Origin of the sequence: Acetobacter fallax (assembly GCF_011516735.1) — a bacterium.
Taxonomy (GTDB): Bacteria; Pseudomonadota; Alphaproteobacteria; order Acetobacterales; family Acetobacteraceae; genus Acetobacter; species Acetobacter fallax.
Genome location: NZ_WOSX01000011.1, coordinates 1 through 22095 on the forward strand (window position 1 = coordinate 1; position 22095 = coordinate 22095).

Annotated in this window: 20 protein-coding genes; 10 read left to right on the forward strand and 10 right to left on the reverse strand. The window is 57.1% G+C overall.

All coding sequences use genetic code 11. From position 1 onward, the window contains the following. Positions 1-456 (reverse strand): 1-deoxy-D-xylulose-5-phosphate synthase N-terminal domain-containing protein (locus GOB85_RS07640; RefSeq protein ID WP_277875875.1); only part of this gene is annotated, 456 nt, incomplete at its 3' end. Positions 457-926: 470 nt separating this feature from the next. Here GOB85_RS07640 and hpnH point away from each other — a divergent pair. Together hpnH and GOB85_RS07650 are read left to right on the forward strand one after the other, a co-directional pair. Beyond that, positions 927-2126, forward strand: a complete 1200-nt coding sequence (gene hpnH / locus GOB85_RS07645) for an adenosyl-hopene transferase HpnH (protein ID WP_173576970.1) — start codon at positions 927-929, stop codon at positions 2124-2126. A 92-nt stretch (positions 2127-2218) separates the two neighbouring features. After that, positions 2219-3508 (forward strand): hemolysin family protein, encoded by a 1290-nt coding sequence (locus tag GOB85_RS07650; protein WP_173576971.1) that lies wholly within the window; start codon positions 2219-2221, stop codon positions 3506-3508. Between the two features lie 172 nt (positions 3509-3680). Here the strand turns inward: GOB85_RS07650 and ccmB are convergent, their stop codons facing one another. Continuing rightward, positions 3681-4355 (reverse strand): heme exporter protein CcmB, encoded by a 675-nt coding sequence (ccmB, locus tag GOB85_RS07655; RefSeq protein WP_173576972.1) that lies wholly within the window; start codon positions 4353-4355, stop codon positions 3681-3683. Then, positions 4352-4981 (reverse strand): heme ABC exporter ATP-binding protein CcmA, encoded by a 630-nt coding sequence (gene ccmA / locus GOB85_RS07660; protein WP_173577035.1) that lies wholly within the window; start codon positions 4979-4981, stop codon positions 4352-4354. The genes ccmB and ccmA overlap by 4 nt, the downstream gene beginning before the upstream one ends. A gap of 260 nt (positions 4982-5241) precedes the next feature. On the opposite strand from ccmA, the gene acnA reads away from it, so the two are divergent. The 5 genes from acnA (at position 5242) to GOB85_RS07685 (ending at position 12238) form a co-directional block, all read left to right on the forward strand. Then, a complete protein-coding gene (gene acnA, locus GOB85_RS07665) occupies positions 5242-7938 on the forward strand; it encodes an aconitate hydratase AcnA (RefSeq protein WP_173576973.1) in 2697 nt (898 codons plus the stop codon). After that, entirely contained in the window at positions 7889-8758 is an 870-nt protein-coding gene (locus GOB85_RS07670) for an amino acid ABC transporter ATP-binding protein (protein WP_242011359.1), read from the forward strand. Before acnA ends, GOB85_RS07670 begins: the two co-directional genes overlap by 50 nt. Before the next feature lie 23 nt (positions 8759-8781). Beyond that, on the forward strand, positions 8782-10278 hold the full coding sequence (locus GOB85_RS07675) for an ABC transporter substrate-binding protein/permease (protein WP_242011360.1): 1497 nt from the start codon (positions 8782-8784) through the stop codon (positions 10276-10278). 119 nt (positions 10279-10397) lie between these two features. Next, positions 10398-11294, forward strand: a complete 897-nt coding sequence (locus GOB85_RS07680) for a LysR family transcriptional regulator (RefSeq protein ID WP_173576974.1) — start codon at positions 10398-10400, stop codon at positions 11292-11294. A gap of 215 nt (positions 11295-11509) precedes the next feature. Next, a complete protein-coding gene (locus GOB85_RS07685; RefSeq protein ID WP_173576975.1) occupies positions 11510-12238 on the forward strand; it encodes a hypothetical protein in 729 nt (242 codons plus the stop codon). Here the strand turns inward: GOB85_RS07685 and GOB85_RS07690 are convergent. The 5 genes from GOB85_RS07690 to GOB85_RS07710 form a co-directional block, all read right to left on the reverse strand. Next, a complete protein-coding gene (locus GOB85_RS07690; protein ID WP_173577038.1) occupies positions 12219-13451 on the reverse strand; it encodes an L-dopachrome tautomerase-related protein in 1233 nt (410 codons plus the stop codon). The genes GOB85_RS07685 and GOB85_RS07690 overlap by 20 nt on opposite strands. An 11-nt stretch (positions 13452-13462) precedes the next feature. Next, entirely contained in the window at positions 13463-13999 is a 537-nt protein-coding gene (locus GOB85_RS07695) for a GlcG/HbpS family heme-binding protein (protein WP_173576976.1), read from the reverse strand. Between the two features lie 77 nt (positions 14000-14076). Beyond that, the gene (locus tag GOB85_RS07700; protein WP_173576977.1) at positions 14077-15273 is read right to left on the reverse strand and encodes an arabinose transporter; all 1197 of its coding nucleotides are present in this window, start codon (positions 15271-15273) and stop codon (positions 14077-14079) included. Between the two features lie 9 nt (positions 15274-15282). After that, the gene (locus GOB85_RS07705) at positions 15283-15573 is read right to left on the reverse strand and encodes a putative quinol monooxygenase (protein ID WP_173576978.1); all 291 of its coding nucleotides are present in this window, start codon (positions 15571-15573) and stop codon (positions 15283-15285) included. Between the two features lie 79 nt (positions 15574-15652). Then, the gene (locus GOB85_RS07710) at positions 15653-16639 is read right to left on the reverse strand and encodes a zinc-dependent alcohol dehydrogenase family protein (RefSeq protein ID WP_173576979.1); all 987 of its coding nucleotides are present in this window, start codon (positions 16637-16639) and stop codon (positions 15653-15655) included. A 132-nt stretch (positions 16640-16771) separates the two neighbouring features. Between GOB85_RS07710 and GOB85_RS07715 the strand changes: the two genes are divergently transcribed. Next, entirely contained in the window at positions 16772-17662 is an 891-nt protein-coding gene (locus GOB85_RS07715) for a LysR substrate-binding domain-containing protein (protein ID WP_173576980.1), read from the forward strand. Positions 17663-17787: 125 nt separating this feature from the next. Beyond that, positions 17788-19623 (forward strand): cation:proton antiporter, encoded by a 1836-nt coding sequence (locus tag GOB85_RS07720; RefSeq protein WP_173576981.1) that lies wholly within the window; start codon positions 17788-17790, stop codon positions 19621-19623. 34 nt (positions 19624-19657) lie between these two features. Here GOB85_RS07720 and GOB85_RS07725 read toward each other — a convergent pair whose 3' ends face one another. Further along, positions 19658-20194 (reverse strand): L,D-transpeptidase family protein, encoded by a 537-nt coding sequence (locus tag GOB85_RS07725; RefSeq protein ID WP_173576982.1) that lies wholly within the window; start codon positions 20192-20194, stop codon positions 19658-19660. A gap of 209 nt (positions 20195-20403) precedes the next feature. On the opposite strand from GOB85_RS07725, the gene GOB85_RS07730 reads away from it, so the two are divergent. Next, the gene (locus GOB85_RS07730; RefSeq protein WP_173576983.1) at positions 20404-21120 is read left to right on the forward strand and encodes a response regulator transcription factor; all 717 of its coding nucleotides are present in this window, start codon (positions 20404-20406) and stop codon (positions 21118-21120) included. A 39-nt stretch (positions 21121-21159) separates the two neighbouring features. Here GOB85_RS07730 and GOB85_RS07735 read toward each other — a convergent pair whose 3' ends face one another. Beyond that, positions 21160-21954 (reverse strand): exodeoxyribonuclease III, encoded by a 795-nt coding sequence (locus GOB85_RS07735; protein WP_173576984.1) that lies wholly within the window; start codon positions 21952-21954, stop codon positions 21160-21162. Positions 21955-22095 lie beyond the last annotated feature (141 nt).

Genomic DNA, 22095 nt, shown 5'->3' on the forward strand with positions numbered 1-22095 from the left:
CACGGCCATGCCGAGACCGGCCGAGATCGAGGTGGAGGAGTGAGCCGCGCCGAACGGATCGTATTCGCTCTCCGAGCGCCGGGTGAAGCCCGACAGGCCGCCTGGCTGACGTAGCGTGCGGATCCGGTCGCGACGGCCGGTCAGGATCTTGTGTGGATAAGCCTGATGGCCGACATCCCAGATCACCCGGTCATCAGGCGTATCAAACACAGCGTGCAGCGCGACGGTCAGTTCAACCACCCCGAGCGAGGCTCCAAGGTGACCGCCAGTCGTCGAAACCGTGTCAACCGTCTCCGAACGGAGCTCGTCCGCAACCTGCTTCAGCTGATCCGTCGACAAATTCCGTAAATCAACCGGATAATCTACCCGGTCCAGTAACGGAAAACGTCCCCGGGAGGGGATAGTCTGCTGCGTCGTTTCATCGGGTGTCGATGAAACTGCCTTGCCGTGAGCCATTGATGTCACATCCGTCTGGTTTCGCCGGGAAGACGCGCATGACCGAAAAACCGGATCATGCCACGCCGGAATTTGCATGAGGTCCCTGAGGACGCCCGGACTTCTTCCTGACGCAGGGCCAGGAGAGAACATCTTCTGCATATTCCGTTGAGGCGAATGAAAAAAACAGGTCCGAAACCGGCTGTCCTGTTGGTCGCGTTTCCTCTGTTCTGACAAGCATGGAATTTCGATTGGCTTGTCTGTGTGCTATTAATGCAACATATCTGCAATCAGGTCTTGAGTGCCCGAAAGGGATTATCCTATAGCCGACGCATTCAGACATCGTGGTGCCGTATATTCGCACGCGGGCCATGTGTTGTCCGCAAGCCTGAGCCACGAGACGGTTTCTATTCTTTATCCCGGACATGGCCATATATATGTCCGCAACATGACAGGCAGTCGGTGACGTGCCGACTTAGGAGCAGAGCGTAATGGCGGTACCTTTGATGCAGGCCGTCCGGGTCGGCGCATATGTCGTCAAGCAGCATATTACCGGACGTAAACGTTATCCACTTGTGCTCATGCTCGAGCCATTGTTCCGGTGTAATCTCGCATGCGCGGGTTGTGGCAAGATCGATTATCCGGCTGCCATCCTCAATCAGCGTCTGAGCATGCAGGAATGTCTCGACGCTGATGCGGAAGCGGGCGCGCCGGTTATTGCAATCGCTGGCGGAGAGCCGCTTTTGCATAAGGAAATGCCTCAGATCACCCGGGCGCTGATCGAGCGAAAGAAATACGTTTATCTCTGCACGAACGCTCTTCTCCTTGAGAAGAAGATGGACGATTACGAGCCAAGCCCGTTCTTCTCATGGGACGTGCATCTTGATGGTGACAGGGAGATGCACGATGCATCCGTCTGTCAGGATGGCGTTTATGAGCGTGCGGTCGCGGCAATCAAAAAAGCCAAGGCGCGTGGCTTCCGTATCTCTATCAACTGCACTCTTTTCGATGGTGCGGATCCCAAGCGTGTGGCTTCGTTCTTTGATGAAGTTATGGCCATGGATGTCGATGGCATCATGACTGCGCCGGGTTATGCGTATGAACGTGCGCCTGATCAGGAGCATTTCCTGAACAGGCAGAAGACCAAACAGCTCTTCCGTGACATCTTCCGCCTCGGAAAGGGCCATAAGTGGCGTTTCACACAGTCACCCCTGTTCCTGAACTTCCTTGCTGGTAACGAGACCTACCACTGCACCCCATGGGGTAAACCACTCCGCAATGTCTTCGGCTGGCAGCGTCCGTGCTATTTGCTGGGTGAGGGATATGCCAAATCGTTCGACGAACTGATGAACGACACAAAGTGGGATGATTACGGCACTGGCAACTACGAAAAGTGCGCCGACTGCATGGTCCATTCAGGCTACGAGTCGACAGCCGTGATGGACGCCGTTCGTCGTCCCTGGCATATCGCCAAGGTTGCGCTGTTTGGACCTGAGACCGAGAAGCCGATGGCTCCGGAGATCTCTCTCGCTAACCAGCGTCCGGCACAGTACGTCTACGCTGAGCAGGTTGAAGAGCAGATGCAGGAAATATCAGCTCGCAAAAAACCAGCCAGAATGCCGCGTGTGACGACCGTTGTCAGCGCATCGGCTGACCAGAATTCGGCTGTTCCGGCTGATGCAGCTGACTGAATTACGCGGCGTTTTCTAATCCGTCGATATAGCGACAAAAAGGGGGCGGAACCTGTCGGTTCAGTCCCCTTTTTTGTACATTTCCAGGTGTCATGACTCTTTCCATTCTCATCATCCTTCTCCTCGTTGTGCTCAACGGTATCTTCGCGATGGGGGAACTCGCACTGATTTCGGTGAAGCGTCCCAGACTCGTTATTCTGCATGGGCAGGGCGTGCGCGGAGCGGATCGTGCTCTCAAGCTGGCGGACGATCCGCAGAGTTTTCTGCCGACCGTCCAGGTTGGTATGACACTCGTTTCCATCCTTGAAGGCACGTTTGGCGGTATAAAAATCGAAGCTGCACTGACGCCCTGGCTGGAAACTTTTCCTGCTCTGCGTCCTTTTGCCGCTGATATTTCGATGATCGTGGTGGTGCTTGCCATTACGAGTCTGATGCTCGTACTTGGCGAACTGGTGCCGAAACAGCTCGCCCTGCAATATCCTGAACGGATAGCCGCCCGGCTTGCTGTGCCGCTTGATTTGCTGGCGACGATTGTGCGCCCGATCGTCTGGGTGCTGCGGCAGTCCTCCGATCTGGTGCTGCGGCTCATGCATGTGGCGCCAGCAGATAAACGAGCCCTGACAGAAGAGGAGTTGCGCGCGGTCCTGGCCGAGGGTGCTCAGTCAGGTGTCCTCGAACACGAGGAGCGCACAATGATCGAGCGTCTTCTGCGTCTCGCGGATCGTCCGGTGCGCGCCATCATGACGCCTCGCAACGAAATCAGCTGGATTGAGCGGCATGCCGGACGTGACGTGCTTGTGTCGACTTTGCGTTCGACGACCTATTCGCGTCTCGTTGTGTGTGAGGATGGTGTCGACAATCCTGTCGGCGTCATTCTGGCGCGCGATATGCTGGATCGGCTGCTCGACGGGATGCCTGTTTCGATTGAGGCGGGATTGCGCCAGCCCGTTGTCGTCCCGGATACTATTTCAGCACTCGATATGCTGGAGAGGATGCGTTCCATCCCGCTTGGTATCGCTCTCGTTGTTGATGAATACGGTTCGTTTGAAGGTATTGTAACGGCGTCTGATCTGTTCGGGGCGATCGTCGGTGAGGTCAGCGAACACGGTCAGCATAGTGTTCTGGAAGCAAAAGCTGGCGACGTAGTCATTCTTGAAGGAGCAGAGCCGGCTGACGAGGTGAGGGATCGTCTTAGTCTGGGTGAATTGCCCGGAGAAGGCGATTACCACACTCTTGGCGGCCTGATTCTCGCTCTGTTGCGGCGCGTGCCGGCGGTCGGAGATAAGGTGGTGTTCTCCGGCTGGCTGTTCGAGGTGCTGGAGATGGATGGACGGCGCGTCACGCGAGTGCGCGCAAGCAGGCAGGCACTCGCGGAGAACTGAGAGTAAGACACAGGTTAATCAGGTCCTTAAGCAGCGGACCTGCCGATTGCCTTGTGTGAGGCTGGCCGGGCTCTGCTCCGGAGCCGGGCAAAGGCTGTCTTTGCCAGACAGGTTTATTATCAGCAGGCCGGAGTGCAGGGGGCTGTGGTCCGTTTATTTACGGCCTCTGGTATCACTCAGCCGCGGCACGCAGTCCCATGCCGCCTGCAAGCGGGCAGAGTGGCAGGGCGCCGATCAGAAAGGCCATAAGGAGCTCAAGATCGGGCGCAAAGGGGAGGCCGGTCCGTGCCGCATCAACAGCCGCCGCACCAAAGATGAGGGCTGGTGTGACCAGAGGCAGAACGAGAAGCGGCAACAGCACTCCGCCGCGCCTTGCGCCGAGCACGATCGAGGCTGCCATGCCGCCAACAAGAGACAGAACAATGGTTCCGGGAATGAGGCCCGCCATCAGCACGGGAAGTGCTGAGAACGGGAGCCCCAGCATCATCGCCATTGGCGCGGAGGCGACGAGCAATGGCAGCCCCGTGGTGAACCAGTGCGCTGTCATCTTTGCGAGAGCGACCAGAGAAGGCGGCAGACCGAGGAGTAGTAACTGATCCAGCGAACCGTCTTCCAGCTCAGAACCGAACAGCCGATCAAGGGGCAGTAAAGCCGCGAGCAGAGCGCAAACCCAGATCACGCCCGGTGCCATGCGGCGCAGTAATTCCGGTGAAGGACCTAGCGCAAGCGGGAACAGGGCACCTGCCAGAATGAAAAACAGAACGGCGCCGAGTGTGTCGGCGCCATGACGAAGCGCCAGACGGAGGTCTCGTGCCACGATCGCGGCGAACAGGCTGCCGGCACTCATGGGACATCCTCCCACCCTGTCAGATCCACGAGCGGCGCGCCTGGCAAGGTCAGGTGACGCACATTGTCCAGCGGTAACGGAACATGAGTCGTGGCAATCACCATGCCACCTGCGGCACGGTGCTGTGCCAGTGCGATTCCGAGTCGCTCCACGGATCGTGCATCCAGTCCCAGACTCGGCTCGTCCAGAAGCCAGAGTGGAGCCTGAGCCAGCACAACACGAGTCAGAGCTGCGCGCCGCTTCTGGCCCGCTGAAAACAACCGGACCGGCACATGAGCGAGGTTTGTGAGATCGAAGATGGCGCACGCATCGTCCAGAGACTCGCCGCGGGCGAAGAGCGCAAGGTTCTCTGCCAGTGTCAGTCCAGACTTGAGTGCATCCTGATGTCCAAGATAGGCGATATGCGCCGCGTGCATGGCTACATCCGCGAGAATGTCAGAGTTCTGCCAGAGCAGGCGTCCTGCATCCGGGCGTCGCAGCCCGGCCAGAACGCGAAGTAATGTGGACTTACCTGCTCCGTTAGGGCCGGTGAGCAACAGGGCCTCTCCGGCGCTCATCGTGAGGCTGACCTCGTCGAGAACGAGTCGTTCGCCCCGGAAGACAGAGATGTTTTCCGCAGACAGGATTGGATCGTCATGGAACGGGGCCGAAATTGGAGTGATCCCTTAATTGTGACCGGAAACAGCCCCGTCCGGGCCTGTGCTCGCGTTCTCGTGGTCGCCGGTGTGCTTGTGCCAGGACCCTTCGCCGGTATGTTCTAGCGCCGATCAGAGATCAAGCCGGCGACCGGGGTTAGTCCCGGGGAAAGGCGTGCATCGCAGACCGTGATGTGACGCTGCCGGTATCGACATGCCAGCGGGATGCTGTTGTCGCGGAGGAAGTTTACATGAAAGCGGTTGGGCACGATTCGTTGAAAACCGGGCGCGAGCTCAAGGTTGACGGCAAGACCTACCATTATTTCTCGATCCCTGAGGCCGAGAAGACCATTGGCGACGTAAGCCGCCTTCCGGTCAGCCTCAAGGTGCTGCTTGAGAACGTGCTGCGTTTCGAGGACGGGCGCTCCTACACGCAGGACGATGCAAAATCGATCGCAGGCTGGCTGCCGAAGGGCAGCAGCACGAAGGAAGTGCCGTTCAAGCCTTCACGCATTCTCATGCAGGATTTTACCGGTGTTCCGGGTGTTGTTGATCTTGCTGCGATGCGGGACGGAATTGTCCAGCTCAAGGGTGACCCGGACAAGGTGAACCCGCTTGTGCCCGTCAATCTCGTGATTGATCACTCGGTCATGGTCGACGTTTATGGCACGAAGGATGCTCTGCAGAAGAACATCACCATCGAGTTCGACCGGAACGGCGAGCGTTATGCGTTCCTCCGGTGGGGCCAGGAAGCGTTCAAGAACTTCTCGGTGGTTCCGCCTGATACCGGTATCTGCCATCAGGTGAATCTTGAGCACATCGCTCAGGTCGCATGGACGGCTGAGGTTGGCGGCAAGGAATACGTCTACCCTGACACGCTGTTCGGCACGGATTCGCACACCACGATGGTGAACGGTCTTGGCGTGCTCGGCTGGGGCGTGGGCGGTATCGAGGCTGAGGCGGCCATGCTTGGTCAGCCGATCGCCATGCTGATCCCGGACGTGATCGGCTTCCGTCTGACCGGCAAGATGCCTGAGGGCGCGACAGCGACCGATCTGGTGCTGACGGTGACGCAGATGCTCCGCAAGAAGGGCGTTGTCGGTAAATTCGTTGAGTTCTTTGGTCCTGCGCTTGATCATCTGCCGGTTGCTGACCGTGCGACGATTGCGAACATGGCACCGGAATACGGCGCGACCTGCGGCTTCTTCCCGGTTGATAAACTGACGCTGGAATACCTGCATGAGACGGGTCGCGACGCGCACCGCCTGAAGCTGGTTGAGGAATACTACAAGGCGCAGGGGATGTTCCGTACATCCGAGACTGCTGAGCCTGTGTTCACTGACACCCTGGAGCTCGATCTTTCGACGGTTGTTCCTTCGATCTCGGGTCCGAAGCGTCCTCAGGATCGTGTTGTTCTGACCGATGCCACGACGGCTTTTGAGAAAGAGCTGGTTTCGGGGCTCGGCGTTCCGGCGAACGATGCACACAAACAGGCGAAGGTTGCGGGAACGAACTACGAGATCGGTCATGGCGATGTTGTTATCGCGGCGATCACGTCCTGCACCAACACGTCGAACCCTGCGGTGCTGATTGCTGCCGGTCTGGTGGCCCGTAAGGCGCGTGCTCTCGGACTGATGCCGAAGCCATGGGTGAAGACGTCGCTGGCGCCGGGGTCTCAGGTTGTCACGGATTATCTGAACCGTGCGAACCTGACGGAAGATCTCGATGCACTGGGCTTCAACACGGTTGGTTACGGCTGCACGACCTGCATCGGTAACTCCGGTCCGCTGGCTGACAATATTGTTGACGCCATTGAGGACAACAAGCTGGTCGCAGTTTCGGTGCTTTCGGGCAATCGTAACTTTGAAGGCCGTATCTCACCCAACGTGAGAGCGAACTACCTCGCCAGCCCGCCACTGGTGGTGGCTTACTCGCTGCTCGGCACGATGCGTAAGGATATCACGAAGGAGCCGCTCGGCACGTCTAAGGACGGCAAACCGGTTTACCTGAAGGACATCTGGCCGACGAACAAGGAAATCGCTGCCCTGATCGGGTCGTCGATCAACCGCGAAGAGTTCATCAAGCGCTACAAGGACGTGTCGAAGGGCACGAAAGAGTGGCAGGATCTCAAGGTTGCGACGGGGTCCGAGACCTACAAGTGGGATCACAAATCGACCTACGTGCAGGATCCTCCGTACTTCAAGGATATGGCTGTCGATCCAGGTAAGGGCGGAGGCAACATCTCCGGGGCGCGCGTTCTTGCTGTGCTGGGCGACAACATCACGACCGACCACATCTCTCCGGCAGGTTCGATCAAGAAGGATTCGCCTGCCGGCAAATACCTGATCGAGCATGGCGTAGAGGCGAAGGACTTCAATTCCTACGGTTCACGTCGCGGTAACGACCGGATCATGGTGCGTGGCACGTTTGCCAATATCCGCATCAAGAACGAGATGCTTCCAGGCACAGAGGGCGGGCTCTCGAAACACTTCCCTGATGGCAAGGAAGGCTTCATCTACGATGTGGCCATGGAGTACAAAAAAGAGCACGTGCCTCTCGTCGTCTTCGGCGGCAAGGAATACGGCATGGGTTCGTCGCGTGACTGGGCTGCGAAGGGCACCCTGCTTCTCGGCATCAAGGCCGTGATTACAGAAAGCTTCGAGCGTATCCATCGTTCCAACCTGGTAGGCATGGGCGTTCTGCCGCTGCTCTTCAAGGAAGGGACGACACGCAAGACGCTCGGCCTGAAGGGCGACGAAGTCATCGATATCAAGGGGCTTGAGAAAATCACTCCCCGGATGGACGTGACGATGGTCATTCATCGCGCCGATGGAAAGACCGAAGAGGTGCCTCTCCTCTGCCGTATCGATACTCTGGACGAGGTCGAATATTACCGGCATGGTGGTATTCTTCAGTATGTTCTGCGTGGGATGCTTAAGGCTGCCTGAGACTTATCCGTCTTACGACGACCATGAAATTGCCGACCCGGTGGAAACCGGGTCGGCTTTTTGCGTTGAGACGGTTCTGCGTGCGGAATCGCTCTGTAAATCTTTTGATTCCCATAAAGTCCTGCGCAATGTCTCTCTGACGGTCGAGCGAGGAGAACTTGTCTCGATTATCGGTCCATCGGGCTGTGGAAAATCAACCTTCCTGCGCTGTCTCAATTTTCTGGAAATTCCTGACAGCGGCGTCGTCACCATCGCGGATGACAGTATTCGCCGTAACGGCGGCCCCTGGCGCTCATCGGATGAGGCTCTGGCCCATCAGTTGCGTGCGCATGTCGGTATGGTGTTCCAGTCTTTCAACCTGTTTCCTCACCGCACGGTGCTGGATAACGTTATGCTGGCACCGCGTGTGGTAAAGCATGTCACGCCGTCGGTTATTGAAGCCGAGGCCCGTGACCTTCTCGCCAAGGTTGGACTGGAAGCCGCGGCCCTGCGCTATCCCTCCACCCTTTCCGGCGGTCAGCAGCAGCGGGCTGCGATTGCCAGGGCGCTCGCCATGCGGCCAGATGTCATGCTGTATGACGAGCCAACCTCCGCGCTTGATCCGCGCGTCGCCGAAGAGGTGCTCGAAGTCATGCGCGCTCTCGACCGGGAGGGTATGACGCAAATTGTTGTCACCCATGACATGCGCTTTGCCCGTGCCGCTTCTGACCGGATTGTGTTCATGGAAAGCGGCGAGATCATCGAAATCGGTGACCCTGATGAGATGTGCCTGAACCCGAACGACCCCCGCACGAAAGAATTTCTCGGGGCATCGCTTTGAAAAAACCTGCCTGGTGCACTGTCTTGCTGGCAGCTTTTTTCTGTCTGGTCTCTGTTCCGGAGGCAAGGGCGGAAGGCCCGCTACGATGGGCGGCCGACGGGACGGCAAACGTGCCTTTCACCTTTCATGATCCGGCCGAAGAAAGCCACATGGCCGGATTTGAATACGACATCATGCAGGAGATCGGGCGCCGGCTCGGGCGGGAAACTCAGTTTACCCAGAATGACTGGGACGGCCTGATTCCAGGTCTCCAGCGCGGCTTCTACGACATGGTCGCCGATGGCATTGAGATGACGCCCGAACATGTCGACGCGCTGGATTTCAGCCGTCCTTATTATGTGACAGCGGAGCGGATTGTCGTTCGTCGGGATCAGGCAGGTCTTGATTCCTTCGATCGTCTTGGCGGCCATACTGTGGGCACCATCAAGGATACGCTTGCTGAGCGGATGCTGCGAAGTCGGACTGATGTCACGCTGCGATCCTACGACGAAGAATCCAATGCGTTTTCAGACCTGCGGAACAGTCGCCTGGATGCCGTGCTTCTGGATGGCCCGATTGCACTCTATTACGGCGAAGCTGATCCTGATTTCCGGATTGTCGGTCCGCCTGTTGGTCATCTTTCGTATGGTATCGCTTTTCGGAAGGGCACCAATCAGGATCTGCGCCGCAGAGTCGATGCGGCTCTTCAGACAATGGTGGCGGACGGCTCCCTCCATCGTATTCTGGCACGATGGAATCTCTGGACACCGGAGATGGCGGAATGGACCGGCGATCACTCTGCGCCAGACATCGTGCCAACCGAATGGGAGCGGTATCTTGCGTCCACGGCTCCTGCACGTGGCTGGTCAGCCAGATTTTATCGATATGCAGGCTTTCTGCCCCTGATTGGACGAGGCGCATTACTGACGCTGGCTGTTTCGGGCTGTGCCATGGTTCTGGCCGTGGGTGTGGGACTTGCTCTTGCGCTGGCCCGTCGGTACGGCCCGTCCTGGCTTGCAACGCTGGCCTCAATATATGTTGAGATTGTTCGTGGAACGCCGCTGCTCATTCAGATTCTGTTTATTTTCTATGGTCTTCCGAGCATCGGTGTCCGGCTTTCCCCCTTTGTCGCAGGCGTCATCGGGCTCGGGCTGAATTACGCGGCCTATGAAGCCGAAAATTATCGGGCCGGCCTTCAATCCGTTGCACGCGGGCAGATGGAAGCAGCGACAGCACTGAACATGACGCATTTTCAGGCGTTGCGTTATGTCGTTGTGCCGCAGGCCTTCCGGGTTGTCGTGCCGGTGATGACGAACGACTTTATTTCGCTCCTCAAGGATTCCTCGCTGGTCAGCATCATTACTCTGACCGAACTCAGTCAGACATATGTGCGGCTGTCTTCCACGTATTTCGATTATTTCGGACCAGGTCTTATGGTAGGCGCGGCTTACCTTCTGCTGGGACTGCCTTTTGTGAGGCTCGCCCGGCTGGCGGAAAAGCGGCTTGCTGTCAGTGAGCGCCATGGCGGTGGCCGCCACTGATCCGCGGGTCCGCAATGGTGCCTGTGCGTTTTTGGTATAGCGGCCTCCATTTTCGCTATATTGTGCATAAATAAACGGGCCGTCATCATTGCTCCACAATCCTTTCATGGCGGCGCTTGATGGATCTCCTTTCTGCTCTGCATAGTTTCGTTCGCGTTGCGGCGACAGGCTCGTTTTCAGCTGTTTCACGGGAAACAGGTGCGAGCCAGCCAACGATCTCGCGGCATATTGCTCTCCTTGAGGCGCATTACGGCACGACGCTTTTCGCACGAACCACACGCAGTCTGATGATGACGGAGGATGGGCGCAGCCTTCTTCCTCATGCTTACGAAGTCCTGGAAATTCTTGAAACAGCCGAGACGGTTCTGGGCCGGAGACGGGCTTCCGTCTCTGGTCTCGTCCGTCTGGGTGTCACCACAGCTTTCGGTCTTTATCTGACATCACGCATCAATGATCTGCTTAAGCGGCATCCTGATTTGTCAGTTGAACTGATTATGCGGGACGGCTTTGGCGATCTGGTCGAAGAAGGGCTGGATCTCGCGATTCGGGTTGGTGAGATTGCGGAGGGATCGCTGATTGCCCGTAAACTCGGTGCCGTGCATCGATCACTCGTGATGTCCGCAAAACATTTCAACCCAAATGGACTGCTGGAGCATCCCCGGGATCTCGCTGATCAGCCATGTGTCGTCTACACTTATGGTGGCGGTCGACAGGACTGGCATTTTTACGGAAACGGTGAGGAAAGTGTCGTCGCGCCTGCCACGGTATTTCGGGCCAATAGCAGCGAAGCGGCGCTTTATGCGGTTCAGGCCGGAGTTGGAATCGGTCTTTTGCCGGAATTTCAGGTGCGCGATCTGATAGCGTCTGGCGAACTGATTCATCTTTATCCGCATTGGCAGGTTTCTCCGATGCCTCTCTATGCCGTTCATACCGGTCCCAGAACTCTGCCGCTGCGCACGCGGACTGTCCTCGATTTTCTGGTTGAAATCTCGTCAGGAATTCTCAGATCAGAGTAAGATCCGGGTGCTCTGTGCTGCCAGTCGGAAATGATCAGGGATTTTTTTCATACTGATCTGGTGAGGCGTGGCGGTTATTCCGGTCGAAGGCTTTGGTCAGTCTGTGGTCGTGCCTTTTGACCACGATAATCTCCAGCAGCTGATTCTGCCGAAATGCATATCGAAGCTGTCCGTGATCCGGTGACGCAGGCCAGCAGACCTGTCGGAGTGTGAACATGAACGAAAACGGAGAAGAAGATCACATGTCCGCTCCCGCGTTTCCGCCATTAAACCCCTCAGCGGAACGGGCTTTTTTCGAGCGACGCTTTACTGAACTGGCTGAACGCAATCAGGAGCAGGATCGTTATATTCGCGGCCTGCGTGCGCTGGTTGATATGCTTAGACAGGAACTGGAGGGTTTTCGCGTTCAGGAGGTAAGCGGGCCGGTAACGGAATCTCCGGTTGCTCATGTGGATACGGCAGAATCCGCAAGGGTCCCGTCACCGTGGGGAGTTATTCCTTCTGTGCTCTCCGTGAAAAACAATCTCTTTCTGCCCGCAGGCTGGCCCGTTGCCGGAAAAGATGAAGACGGAACGCAACGTTACGCCGCTCTGAAGGTCTATGGAGAAAATACGGCTCCTTCTGAATGGAGTGGGATGCTTTCTTCATGGTTTGATGATCACGCAGCGGATATCAGTGCGGCCCTCGTGCCGCACGAGATTGCCAGCCCGGACTTTCTTGATCAGTTACGGAAGGCAACTGTGGCACCAGTGATCGTTGTCTGGAGCGGGAAAGTGAAAATATCCGATGACCGTGATGCCCGTATTATCGCAGCGTCTGACCTGAGCGTAACGGATTCTGCCTCTGTCGTATCCAGTATCCGGCAGTTGCATTCAGGTTGTCCCGTTGTCGAATTGCCTCCGGATCACGTTTTTTTCGCAACTTTCAGGTCGCAGGCGGTGTGATGGGACAACGCACGACAAGATACGGCGGCTGTCGCAGATTATGCCCGTCATTGAAGCCAGCCAGACGATTCCATTGTCCGAGAACGCAATAAACATAGCTTTTGTCAGCAAAAATCCCATCCGGCCAGATAATCCTCTGATCCCGGGCGATGACGTCAATGCTGCCATCCGTGTTTCTGCGCATGATGGCGTCATGCTCACCCGCGGTCAGATAAAGGCGGTTCCACGGATCGGTCGCGAGACCGTCTGTCATGACTTTTTCACCAAGATCAACGACTGCATCGGAAAGCTGTTGATCAGTTAAAGAAAAATCAGAGAGAAGGGACGTGGGGAGACTGTAAAGTCTTCGGCTTGTCAGAGGTGAATAATAAAGCGTGCTGCAATCCGTGCTGAGCGTGATGCTATCCACGCCCCCGGTCGGAAACTGTGCATGTTTTGCCTTGTAATGGCGGGGTTTGCCTTCAAGGACAGCCACAAAACCTGGCTCCGCAAGAATAGACGGATGCTGAGTCAGCACGCGCCTTTGTCGCCCTGATGCAACATCCACGACGACCAGACCGGGCGACGTTCCAAATGAGGAATCGGCAACAAAGACCGTGCCTTTTTCACCATGAGTCAGATCGACGCGCAGATCGTTCATATGGCTGTCAGGCAACAACGCTGGCGCTTTGAGCACAATATTCGCAATACGTTTTCGTGTCGTCGTGTCGTAGCCGACAATCTTCGCAGCACCGGGTGGAATCGGATGTCCGACAATCTTTCCATCGTCGATCAGCCAGAGGTGGCCCTGTGTATCGGTTGTCATCCCATGAGGAGAAATCAGCCGCTGATCAATCGGAAGAGATGACTGAAGCGTGGTCTTTTCATCCGGCCATGCAACGGCTTTTCCATTACGCAGTTCGCCAAGCGCAGGATGATTATGATCTTCCGCGTGACGTGGAAAACTCAGGAAGACCCGATTATCCGGCGTAACAGTGATGCCGGAAGGCCCTGGATCAGGAAGTGCTCCAATGACTTCCATCGTGCCTGCGGGCAGCATGTCCTGCGCCATTGCAGCGCCATCGGCGGTGCGCTGATCTTCAGCATGCGCAGATACGGCTGAAACAACCGGGAGCAATGGAGAAACTGCCGCAACACTCAGAAAAGCGCGTCTTCTGACACGGTTTTCCGAGGCGGAAGCAGAAGTCTCAATGTGGTCTGAACCTGAAGGCATGCGGTCATGTGTCATTGAAAATCTCCTTTCAGCGCCGTCACCGACTCAACGGCACACGCTTCATCCTTCTCGCCTCCGGGTGCTCCGGATACGCCAAGCCCGCCAATGACCGTGCCATCAGCCTTGCGTAATGTCGCGCCCCCCGGAATGAACAAAACTTCCGGAACCGTGTTCAGGGCTCCGTTTGAAGGCCCTGTGAGTTTCGCCGCAATCAGTTCGCTGGTGGTATTCTTGCCAAAAGCCTGTCCATAGGAAAATGCTGTGTAAGCCTTGCGATAGGACACGGAGAGGGACTGGAGCGGAACGGTGTCACCCTTGATCACCACCTGTTCGTGTCCGGATGGATCGACGACAGCTGCGGTAACGGAATATCCCTGCCGGGCACAGATGCGTACCGCTGTGGCTGCAAGTTTCTCTGCAGTTTCCCAGTCGAGCTTCTGTGTCGTGATCAGCGAGGCTGCATGCCCGTGAGAGAGACCTGCTCCGATTACCAGAGCTGCGCCATGCAGAGCGCAGTATCGTGAGAATTTTGAAACATGACTGAGCATATTAATAAATTCCTTCCCGTGATCTCAGCATTGTCTGCGGCGGGCGTTACTGGTGTGAGCGCCGAAAATCGAAACAGTCATGCCGATGCGTGCAGGCTTCCGTGTCGACGTTTTTCAATGGCCAGCCGGATTGTGATCAGTGCTCCGGCAGCGGCACAGATGCCACCCACCAGGAAAACGCTCCCATAACCGGCTCGATCCGCAACAGATCCGACAACAGGCCCTGTGGCACCATAAGCAAGATCCTGAAATGCAGCGAAGCCTCCCAGCGCGGTTCCTCGAAGATGAGGTGGAACGATGTGGACGACTTCGACGCCGAGTGAAGGAAACACCATCGAGCAGCCAGCTCCGGTGAGAAGAGCACCGAGAAGTGCGATCCAGGGAGTGTGTGCCGACCAAAGCAGCATCTGTCCGGTCGTCTCCACGAGGAGCGACACAATCGCGACAGGATAACCGCCGATACGATCAGGCAGATGGCCGCACAGGACCCGGACAAGCACGAATGCCAGACCAAAGCATGTCAGTCCCAGTTCAGGATGCGGCCAGTGACTGTGCGTGAAATAGAGGGCCATGAAAGCGCCAAGCGCGGCAAACCCCACTCCCTGAAGACAGACGGCGGCGCCAGGTTTCCAGATCGAGCCAATAATACGCCAGAAAGACAAACGCTGCCCGTTATGGATCGGAGCGGCCGGAACGGACTGCACAAGGGCAAGCCCGACAGCCGGCATGACTGCTGCAACGAGCATTACACCGGCAAATCCGGTTGTATGAAACAGAGCCAGTCCGACGGGAGCCCCTGCCGCAAAGGCGCCATACATCGCCATTCCGGTCAGCGCGAGAACTTTACCCGCTCGCGGTTGTCCCATCAGGCCAATGCCCCAGCCAAGCATCCCTACGATTGTAAGGCTTTCTCCCAGCCCGAGCAGAAGGCGCCCGATGATAAGGATGCCGAAAGCCAGAGGTGGAGATAATGATGTCAGAGCGGTGAGCGCACAGAGCAGATTTGCGACAATATAAATCCACAGGCCGCGCTTCATGCATACACGTCCTCCGCGCCGGTCAGAGATGATCCCGGCATGATTGCGCGTGAGAATAGTGGAAAGGAAAGCAATTCCGACGGCAAGGCCCGCCAGCATGTTTCCAAAACCGGCCCATGATGTCACGAAAATCGGGATAACGGGCAGGGTGAGCGCAACAGCCATATATGAAAAAAACAGAGCGATACTCAGGCGAACGAGAACGCTGGTCCCATGCTCCGTGGTTGTTGCGCTCATTGGCAATCCTCAGAGTGGCTTAAGAATATGCACCTGAAATGGCGCTGCCATCAGTGGTTCCAGCTTTTTAGCCATTTCTTTGAAATGTGATGTCTCCATATGTGCCTTCAGCGCTTCCCGGCTTTCCCAGGATTCGATGAAGACGAACGTGTCCGGATCGTCAAGATCACGGTGCGGTGTATATAGTTTATTGGTGCTTTCGGCCCGCGAGGGCATTTCACAGGCTTTCATCGCAGCAGCGACTTCCGCTCCGCGTCCTGGTTTTGCTTTGACTATGGCGACAACTTCGATCTGAGACATATGTTGTTTCTCCTGTCTTTTGTGGCCGGCCGGCCGGACTGATGGATGACGGGTGCTTCATAAAAACAGGCATTGAAATTTACACCGCAACATCAATGATAATTTTTCCTGTCGCCTTTCCGGATGCCTGATATGTATAGGCTGACCCGATCTGATCGAGCGTGAAGCGCGCCGGATCGAGATGAGGCTTTAACCGGCCATCCTCGACCAGAAGCGCCACTTCGCGCAGAATGTCACCATGATGAGCCGTCTCTTTGCCGGTCAGTAGCGGCAGCAACATAAAGATGCCAGTCATATCGAGGCTACGCCCAAGTACAGAAGACAGATCCTGTGGCTGCCACGCGGCACAGGTTACGAGGCGTCCTGTCAGCCGTGTTGCGGCAGCTGACTGCTGAAAAACATCTCCTCCGACAGTGTCGTAAACAACATCGAAACCGTCTCCGTTCGTCCAGGTTCCGACATAAGACTCAACACTGGCATCCTTATAAAGAATTGGCGTGGCGCCACAGGCCTTCGCATGAGCCGCCTTTTCCGGTGACGAGGCTGTTGCAAAAACTTTGGCGCCCCGTGCAAGGGCGATCTGGATCGCCGCATGGCTGACACCACCAGTGACCCCCTGGATCAGTACCTTCTCGCCCGGGGAAATTTTTGCCCGATCCACCAGACCAGTCCACGCTGTAATGCACACAAGAGGCAGGGACGCGGCTTCACGCATCGTCAGGCCCGATGGTTTGCGGGCCAGCAGAGCGCTGTCGCTCACGACATAATCGGCAAAGGTGCCAGGGTGCCCTTTAACGCCACCAACACAGCCATAAACATCGTCACCGACTTTGAATTCGGTGACGTCCGGCCCCAGCTTCGCCACCACGCCTGCAACGTCCATGCCGGGAATGGCTGGCAGTTCCGGGACAGCAGGCCCCAGAAGATTCTTCATCACCAGAATGTCAGCCGGGTTAAGTGCCGCTGCACACACGCGCACCAGAACCTGCCCCGTGCCCGGCTCTGGCAAAGGCTGGTCTGTGACATCAGGAAGACTGTCAAATTTCCGGAGAAGAGCGGCTCGCATGGTCGTGACTCCGCAGGCATGGGAACAGATCTGTTGGACGGAACCGTATCGCTGCCCTTAAGATGCTGAAAACGAGTTCTCATTCTGCACAGGATCAGTTTTTCTTATGCTCGCAGAAAACAGGTTCTGATCGTGATTTCCCAGGAACCTGCTCTCGACGATTTGAAAGTGTTTCTTGCCATCGCGGATCATGGTGGTTTCACGGCTGCGGCGCGGTATCTTGGCCGCACGCAGTCCGCAGTCAGTTTGCGAATCAGGAAACTGGAAGCACTTCTGGGTCGGCCGCTTTTTCTTCGGAATGCCCATGTCACAGAGCTGACGCCCGCCGGAGAATTACTGGCAGGACGAGCACGCGATCTGATTGCGCGCAGCCGGTCGCTCGTCGAGGATATGGCTGGCGAGACCGCAACGACGCATCTGCGTCTTGGCCTCGGTGAGGTGTTCGTTCCGGCTTATCTCACCAGCATGCTGGCGCGCTTCCGTGTCGCGCATCCCAGGATCGTTCTGGAAATCGTCGTCGGTCTGGCCGGCAACCTGCTCGACCAGTTGCAGGCTGGCCAGCTTGATCTTGTTCTCGCGAACCGGGAAGAGGGACAGTCCGTTCCTGGCCGCATTGTCTGGGCCGAGCCTCTGCACTGGCTTGCCGCACGGGATTATGTCGTGCCGGCCAGCGGTGAGATCGAGTTTGTCAGCCTCCCGCCATCCTGCCGTTACCGGGGAATGGCCGTCAGTGCCTTGCAGCAGGCCGGACGAAGTCTGCGTGTCGTGTTCACATCGACATCGATTGCCGGTATCGAATCCGCTCTTGAAGCGGGCTGGGGTATTGCTCTGCTCGGTCGTTCATCTCTCAGGATGAACAGGCAGCTGCGCGATGTGGGGCAGGATCTTGCCGGGCGATCTCTCAGTAATCTGCCATCCTGCGAACTCGCCATTTTCGGCGAAGGGCATCATGACAGTCGCGCTTTACGCGCCCTGGTCCATCACCTGGAAGACGCTCTTCAGGGTGACGTGGTGGGAACGTAGGTGTCGCAGACCCATCGCGCAAAGACAGAAATCACTTTATGTTCGACCGCTTCGACATATTCTCTGACACATCCGTAACCGGAAAATGGACTTTGAATGGCAACTGAATCTGGCGTGACGACCCCATGAACCAGGGTGCGATGCTTCTCGTCTTTCTTGTGTTTTGCGGTGGCATGGCGGCGCAATGGATCGCCTGGCGCTTCAAACTTCCGGCGATCGTTCTGCTGTTCGGCCTCGGATTGCTTCTCGGGCCGGGACTGGATGTTTTGCATCCCTCTGAACTGATCGGCCCCCTGTTTCATCCGATTGTTTCTCTTGCCGTTGCCCTGATCGTCTTTGAAGGCGGGATGGCCCTCGATTTCCGGCAGTGGCGGGAGGCAGGCGAAGGGATTCTTCGCCTCACGCTGATTGCCTTGCCCATCAACTGGGCACTCGGTTCGGCTGCGGCGCATTACGTTGGCGGCCTGACATGGGGGCCTGCCTGCCTCTTCGGCTCCATCGTTGTCGTCACAGGTCCGACAGTCGTCCTGCCACTCCTGCGTCAGGCAAAGCTTCAGCCCCGCGTTGCTTCGTTCCTGCGGTGGGAGGCGATTCTCAATGACCCTGTGGGGGCAATTCTCGCGACGCTGGTGCTTGAAATCCTGCTGATGAGACCGGACGAAGGTACGGGTGCATTTGTTGTCGGTATTCTGCCGCAGGTCATTATCAGCCTGATCGTGTCGATCGGTCTCGGTATCGCCGGAGGCTGGGGTGTCAGGCAGCTCTTTGTGCGCGACCTCATGCCCGAGCCGCTCAAAATGCCGCTGCTCCTTACAATGGCGCTCGCAGTCTATGCGCTTGGTTCACTTTTCATGGATGGCGCCGGCCTCATGGCAGCAACCGTCTTCGGTATGGCGCTGGCCAACATGCGCGTGCCGGGCCTCAGCGAACTGCAGCGCATGAAAGAGAGCCTCGTCGTTCTTATCGTGTCACTTCTTTTTATCTTACTGACGGCGGATCTGCATCGTGTCGTCCTCGAACGACTGTCATGGTCTGTTTTTGCTCTGACCTGCGCCATCATCTTCATCGTCCGTCCGGTGGGTATCTATCTTTCCACGATTGGCAGCGCTTTGAGCTGGAGCGACCGGATTTTTCTTGGCTGGATTGCGCCACGTGGCATCGTGGCAGCGGCTGTCGCGGGTGTGGCCGGGATACGGCTGAGTGAAGCCGGGTTTACGAGCGCCGAGTTTGTCATGCCCGCCGTTTTCGCCGTTATCGCGGCGACAATGCTTCTGCATGGCTTTTCTCTGACCCCGCTGGCGCGTCGGTTGCACCTGACACTTTCGAATGTCCCCGCTCTGGCTATCGTCGGCGCCAGCCCCTGGTCACAGAATCTCGCAGAAGTGATGATCAGGGCAGGGACGCCGGTAACACTGGTCGATACAGCCGCCCGCGCGCTGGTTCCTGCCAGGCGCGTGGGTGTTCCGGTGCTGCATGCGGAAATGCTGTCCGAAGCCGGAGCTGAGAGTCTTGAGGAACTGCCAGCCGATTATCTGATCGCGGCGACCCCGGATGCTATTTATAACGGGATGGTCTGTGCGCATCTTGCACCGCATTTTGGACGTGCGCGTGTTTATCAGGTCAGCCCGGGTGTCAGACGGCTCGATCAGTATCGTGGTCTCAGCCGCGATGCCCGCGGTAAAGTTCTCGGTCAGCCGGAATGGAATTTTACTTTGCTCGACACACTTTTTGGTGACGGGTGGCGCTTCGAAGCTCTGGATGTGACGGCAGGCACATTCGGGACGTCTGGCAGATCCGATGGCAACAGGCTGGTCTTCATTACGATAAGGCCAGAGGCCGGTTTCTCGATTCAGTCTGCCGAGGATGCTCAGCAGGATCCTCCTGTCGCTGGCGATATTCTGATTGCATTTGTGCCGCCTTCCGTTGCCGGGGTGCCATCGGATGCGGCCGCAGAGGCATAAGGATTCTCATTACACGATGCCTGTGATCACGCTCTCAGGTGTGCGGCCGGACCTCAATCGACACCAGCCCGCGAGCCAGCACATTCCTCAGATCGGTTTCTGTGAGCGCGATGCAGCCTTCTGTCGGGCGTTTGTCCGGTGACTGGAGATGCAGGAAGATTGCGGAGCCACGTCCGGGTATGATCGGATCATCGTTGTAACCCAGTACGGCCACGATGTCGTAAAGGTGATCGTCGCGCCAGAGCTCCTCGTGCCGGGCCGGATGAGGGAGCGTAACCTGCCGGTTGTAATCAGGGTGGGCGACGTCATCACACCAGCCGTCACGCGGAGAAATGGGTTCCAGCGGAAGCCGTGTGCTATCTGGTCCTGAAACGCCGGTTTCCGGTCGTTTTACACGATCAGCGCGGTAGAGAACCCGGCGCAGGACAAGTGAGCCAACAGGCGTGGCGTGGTCACCTTCCTGTTTGTGTGCTGCCACCCCGTTCGCACCGATCACGGCAGTAAAAATCTGATCTGCGCAATGCAGTCGTGCAGCGCTGCCGCTTTCGGGCAGAAGTATGGCATGTATCATGTCGCCGTCTTTCCGGTCGGTGAAGTGCGATCTATACCGGAACAGAAGCGGACTGAAATGGTGCCGCCGTGTATTTTGTGTCACTCTGTCACGGGGTCGTGATGGTGTTTCTCTGTCTCTTCGTGAGCCGGAACGAAGACTGAGTGCGATGACCTGTTGTCGCGGCGGCAAGGGGCGGTTACTGAGCCCGAAAAGAAGATGAGGTAGAGATGTCGGGCGCACGTCCAATTTTGATCGTCGACGATGACCAGACTCTTCGGCATATGCTTGTCGAGCAGCTTCAGGTGGACGGCGAATTCAAAGCCGTTGAGGCGGGATCGGTCGAGGAAGCCTGGGTGGCTCTGAAGACCCCTGATTCCCGTTTTGATGCCGTCATTCTTGATGTGACATTGCCGGATGGTGATGGTCGCGATTTCTGCGTCGAGTTGCGTCGCGCCGGAATCAGGATGCCAATCATCATGCTGACCGGTTCCGACAACGAGGAGGACATTGTCCGTGGTCTCGATGCCGGTGCGAATGACTATGTTGCAAAGCCATTCCGGATTGCTGAATTGCTTGCGCGCCTCCGGGCTCAGCTTCGCATCTTTGAAAACAGCGAAGATGCGGTGTTTACCGTCGGGCCTTATACGTTCCGCCCGTCAGCCAAGCTGCTGGTCGAGACGGCGCGTAACCGCCGGATCCGTCTGACTGAGAAAGAAGCCGCTATCCTGAAATTCCTCTACCGTGCCGGAACCCGGCCGGTACCGCGTCAGGTACTGCTGAACGAGGTCTGGGGATACAATGCTGCCGTGACCACGCATACCCTTGAGACACACATCTATCGTCTGCGTCAGAAAATTGAGCCCGATCCGTCAAGTGCAACGTTGCTGATCACGGAAGGCGGTGGCTATCGTCTTGATCCGGAAGGCGGGGCCGCGAAGGCCTGATCAGTCAGGCCGTCTCCCGCGAAGGGGAGGCGGCCTTTTTCAGGCCGATAAATCCACGACGACCGGTACGTGATCCGAAGGCGAGGTCCAGTTCCTCACCTCCCGCACCACCGTCATACCGTCGAGAAATGGCTGAAGATCCGGTGTAATCCAGATATGGTCCAGACGCCGTCCACGATTGGACGCCTGCCAGTCCCGGTTCCGGTAAGACCACCATGTATACAGTTTTTCTGTCGGTGGGATGAAGTGACGCATCGCGTCTGTAAATCCGGTTTCCATCCATTCCGTCAGGCGCGTTGTCTCGGGAGGCGTGTGACTCACAACGTTCAGTAGCTGCCTGTGACTCCAGACATCGTTTTCGAGTGGCGCGACGTTCAGGTCGCCAACAATGACAGAGCGTGTCAGGTGATGAGTCCTGAACCAGGCCGTCACCTCATCCAGAAAAGCAAGTTTGTGAGCGTATTTCGGATTCAGTTCGGTGTCCGGAATATCGCCGCCCGCCGGTACATAGAAGTTATGGATTTCCACTGGTCCGTTCGTGCCCGCGACACGGGCAGCGACATGACGACAATCGCCTTTCTCACACCAGTCAGGCGTGTCGTGTGACGGTTCAAGGGGCTGCTTCGAAAGGATGGCGACACCGTTGTAGCCCTTCATTCCCCGGCGCATCTGGTAAGGGTATCCGAGTTCCGTGAGGGCTGCTTCCGGGAATAGCGGGTCTGGCACCTTGGTTTCCTGAAGGCAGATCACGTCAGGCAGGAACTGTCGGCTGAGTTCGCCAAGCAGCGGCAGACGGAGGCGAAGGGAGTTAATGTTCCAGGTGGCAATACGCATGGGACAGGGGCATCGCCCATCAGCGAACACAGGGCAAGAGAGATTCGCCCATGGCTGGTCATGACGCTCTCTGCCGGGGCAGACTGCGTCTCCGGTAACATACAGACGATCTTGCAAACCTCACTGTCAGGACCGATTTCC